The sequence below is a fragment of the Bacillus cereus group sp. BfR-BA-01347 genome, assembly GCF_022663835.1.
GTDB lineage: Bacteria > Bacillota > Bacilli > Bacillales > Bacillaceae_G > Bacillus_A > Bacillus_A thuringiensis_K.
On record NZ_JAKUGG010000062.1, the window covers coordinates 1 to 4,291 of the forward strand.

The window sequence follows — 4,291 nt, forward strand, 5'->3', positions numbered from 1 at the left end:
GCAAAGAAGAACATATTTCCTTGCCAGTATTTTAGTAGTTTAAATCCATTATTGGATAAGGTATATGTTTCTTCAAAGATTTCTATATCAAAAATTTCTACTTGCCATTTTTCGATAAATTGATAGTAAAGTAATCCTTGAAGTGCATTGTTAATTTTCTTCCGCGAAAATTTATTCTTGAATAGATATAATAAATGATTAAACCGAACGGATGTATGAACACCAATAAAATTGAGTATAGCATGTTGTTCCTCTGTTAAAAGCTGCTTAAACTTAACTAATTCGTCATAAGAGTGGAATACATAGGTTTTATCCAAATCATGTATCCGATATATTTGAAGTCCTTGTATATCCTCACTTGATAAATGAGGAATAGAAGGAATATAAGTAGACATTTGTTTCTCTATTGTACGCATAATCATCCATTAAAATTGGTAAATTGACGAATTAGATTTTTTACTTTGGCCTTGCGGATAATTTAGGATACGTACAGTTCCTCTTCTATTTTTAGCATCAATATTAAGCAGCTCACATGTAACAATTGTTTGGTTTACTGCGTCATCCACAGTTGGATTTGCCAGATTACGAACCTTTAGCCCTTTAAACTGAATACCTGGTGCAACTTCTACGAAAATCCCAGCAATTGCATCCACACCTACAATTTTACCTACAAAGCGGTCACGGCGTTTGTTTAGTTCTAATAGCTTCTCCATAGGATCTGTTTCTAATATTTTTTTATTCCCTCTAAACTCATAGCGGCCATTTTTTTCTACCACTTTATCAATAATAAGTTCTATAACATCACCAATAATAATATCCTCCGGACGGACGAATGAATGGGACCAGTATGAGTACCTTATCCCTACTGTTACACCATGAACTTCAACCAACACAGTTTGTGCAGATGGAATATGTCCAGAAACAGTTCCTGTGTATACTTTATTCCCCTCTTGTGACTCTACTTCTTCATATAGCCTTTTTTGAAGTGCTAGTTCCCCTGCTGTGATAGATACAACTGCAAAGTTGCCCTCTTCAGTTTTTTGGAAGTGTTCAATAATAACAGGCTTTGTTCTACCTACTAACCATTGAGGATTTTTAGGAATGTTTATACCTGCCTCTGTAATTGGGCAATATGCAGTTGTATGAGTACCAATTTGCATTGTAAGCACTTGTATCCGCTCAGATGTCCCGTTTTTAGTTGGGAATAATTTTTCAGATACTATGGTAATTAAGCCTTTCCCTACAGTACGTTCACGTTTCATACGAGCTAATTCTTCTAATTCATGTTCACGTATTCTTTCAAATTGATTGAAAGTTGATTCTATAAAGATGTCCTCTAGCGTGTTATCCGGTTCAAATGCCATCCCTAGTTCTTTTGTAATATGAGTATTTACCTTATCTTCAATTGTCGATAGGTAAGTCTTTGAGTTTATCTCCAACTTTTCCCCCGATCCGCACCGTACGTGCCACTTTCATGGCATACGGCGGTCTACCTAAATTGTAGTTTTCGTCTCACCTAATAATGATAAGTTCCAAGTGAACAACGCTAGTTGTTCGTTTTTTGATTCCACTTCGCTTTGTGATTCTATACAGATTTCATTGTTTTCGACTAATTTCCGCAACTTATTGAGTTTACGTAGTTGTTCCTCGTTGAGTTTTAGTTCATTGAGTAATTGGTTTATGGTCTCTGTTTTGGTTGCGTGTATTAGTCTATGGATACTTGGTTTGATGATTGTAAGGTTTTTGTAGCTGTCATCTTTTGTTTCACTCCACAATTTCTTATGGTGACAGTGCATGTCCCAAGGAAAGAGTTTCTTACCTGTTACACTACATTTTCCTTTTTGTGAGACATAAAGGGAAATTCGATTGTCACTGTACTCTACGGTTGTCCGTTTGTTTATGACTGGATTTTCTCTTAACCATTTTAGTTCCGTTTCGGTTATATCTGCCAAGATTTTATGTATCGAGGCTCGACCTTCTACGGTGTATTTGTTAATGGCGTGTTTTTTCATCATCGGGTTTTTGTTTTGAATATAAGAGATTGGTAGGATAGGACGTTTCATTAGGTATCTAATTTGTTTTGAAACTAAATATGGCTTGATACCTTTGTCTTTTCCGTTATACTTTCCTATATTCGTGTATCCGTTTGTGTTTCGTTTACCACTATTTACTACCTTTGGGAAACGGTTGTACATCATTTGGATTAATCCTAGACTTATTTTTCTGAAGTCTAGGTTGACATGTGTCGCTATTTTGTAATAGTTATGTTTGCCAATGACCATGCTGTTGTATATGCCGATTCTCCTTATTGTTTCGATAGAGGTTGAGGTTTTCTGTATTTTCTTCACTTGGTTGGCTAAGTCTTGTTTTGTCTTTCTCAGTGCTTTTGGAGATACGTGTGTTTCCGCAATATATCGTGTGTCACCATTCTTCTTTTTACCTTTCTTCGCAGCCTTGAGCGTGAATCCTAGGAATTCACTTTCTTGTCTTTTCAGATTGGTTACTTTAGATTTCTCGGTTGAAATGGGTAGCTTCAAACGTTCTTCTAACCACATTTGGCTTGCTTTGAAGATTTTCTCCGCATTACTTCGTGTGTTTGTGAAGATTTTGAAGTCGTCTGCGTATCTTACGATATACATTGGTTTCATTTTGGATGTTATCATAAGTTGATTTGTTACGTTATCGTTACTCCAGATTCCATCTTTGTATCTCGGTTTTACCTTTTTGGCTTTAAACGTTTCCCATTGATCGCTTACCCACCAGTCAAATTCATTAAGATTGACATTTGCAAGTAGAGGACTAAGAATACCACCTTGTGGAGTACCTTTTGTTGGGACTATTGTTTTACCATCGGGCATTTGCACTGGTGCTTTTAGTATTTTTCGGATGATAACTAGTAGTTGTTTATCACGTATACCTAGTGTCCATAATTGGCGCATAAGTTTAGCATGATTAACTTCATCGAAAAATCCTTTAATATCTACATCCACCACATATGTAAGATTTTGTTGATTCACCTTTTTGATACTGTCTGCTATTGCATGTTCTGCTCTTCTGTTAGGTCGAAAACCATAACTCCTTGTACAGAACTGTGCTTCACAGATGGGCTCTAAGACTTGAAGAATACACTGTTGGATAATCCTGTCCCACATACTAGGTATTCCTAGGGGTCTTATTTTCCCATTATCTTTTGGTATGTCTTTACGTCTTACTTTCTGCGGCTGGTAGTTTTGAAAGCGTTTTTTGACTTCATTCAAGAAATAGTCTTGTTCCATTCTCCCAATATCCTTAATATCTACATTGTCACAGGCTGATGTTTTACTTCCTTTGTTACCTTTGATGTTACGAAAGGCAAGAAGTATGTTTTCGTCTGATGTTATGATAGACATTAAGCTTTTGAATGAATTTCTTTTAGTTGCTTTTAGGTATAAGTTATCTAGGACAGGTTGAATACCGTAATATTCGTTGTGTCTTAATTTCTTATCCTTTAGCGTGGGCTTAGAGTTGTCATTCATGGTCTATCACCTTCTCTCATATTGATTTGGTGACCTTTTGAGTCTTACCAGAATCCATGCAAGATTAGATGAAAGTTCAGTTCCTACAAAATAGGCTTGTGGCTGTTCCTCCAGTCCCATTACAGAACCTTCACAGGTCGTACCACTACTCTCACCACTATTAAGAATACTTCCCTCGGTTACCCGTTTCGCATTCAGCTGTATCCGTCGATAGAGTCATTGACTCAACGCTAGTGGCTTTCGACGTTCCGTTCAGACTATCATTGTTTTAAAGGTCCGCAGACCTCCGATTTAGGTGCTCACTATACCCCGTGTCTAGCTCCGTTGCCTATAACAACGTTTAGGATTATTGAAAATGGCATTTCTCTAATCCTTTAGACAAGTCTTATTTTCAGACCCCGAATCATTTCTGACCCGTAAATGTATCGAGGCGTACATTCGCAAGTTCGTCAGTGTTTACACATTCTCACCATGTCGGTTGACAGCATACAATACTTAATCAGTTCCATTTGGTTTATTATTCCGAATGGCTTTCGGTTGCCCGGTCGGGTACTACGGATTTTGACTGCATGTTTTACCCTGCTTCCTACATCACACTATACCTAGCATATGCAGTTGGGAATCTCACTGGGGTAGTTTCAGGTCGTTACTCCATCATTCCTACCACTCGTCTGAACAGTTATCCTGCTCTTAATTGTTTTTGTTGTTTCTACAATCTAGAACAGTCCTCGTTGTCGCTTATGCTTGCGCATTACTTAATCGAGAACGTCTCGCAC

At 37.3% G+C, this 4,291-nt stretch carries 2 protein-coding genes and 1 pseudogene; all 3 read right to left on the minus strand.

Annotated elements, in window-relative coordinates; genetic code table 11:
* Nucleotides 1-416 (minus strand): annotated as a pseudogene (locus MR143_RS32570) (hypothetical protein); the annotation flags it as partial.
* Between the two features lie 9 nt (nt 417-425).
* A complete protein-coding gene (locus MR143_RS32575; RefSeq protein WP_242281297.1) occupies nt 426-1,364 on the minus strand; it encodes an RNA-binding protein in 939 nt (312 codons plus the stop codon).
* Between the two features lie 129 nt (nt 1,365-1,493).
* On the minus strand, nt 1,494-3,515 hold the full coding sequence (gene ltrA / locus MR143_RS32580; protein WP_199718662.1) for a group II intron reverse transcriptase/maturase: 2,022 nt from the start codon (nt 3,513-3,515) through the stop codon (nt 1,494-1,496).
* Between the last annotated feature and the right edge of the window lie 776 nt (nt 3,516-4,291).

What these genes read in the sequence shown, in the direction of transcription:
- MR143_RS32575 (WP_242281297.1), bottom strand. Translation starts at nt 1,364, where the DNA reads ATGGCATTTGAACCGGATAACACGCTAGAGGACATCTTTATAGAATCA.
- ltrA (WP_199718662.1), bottom strand. Translation starts at nt 3,515, where the DNA reads ATGAATGACAACTCTAAGCCCACGCTAAAGGATAAGAAATTAAGACAC.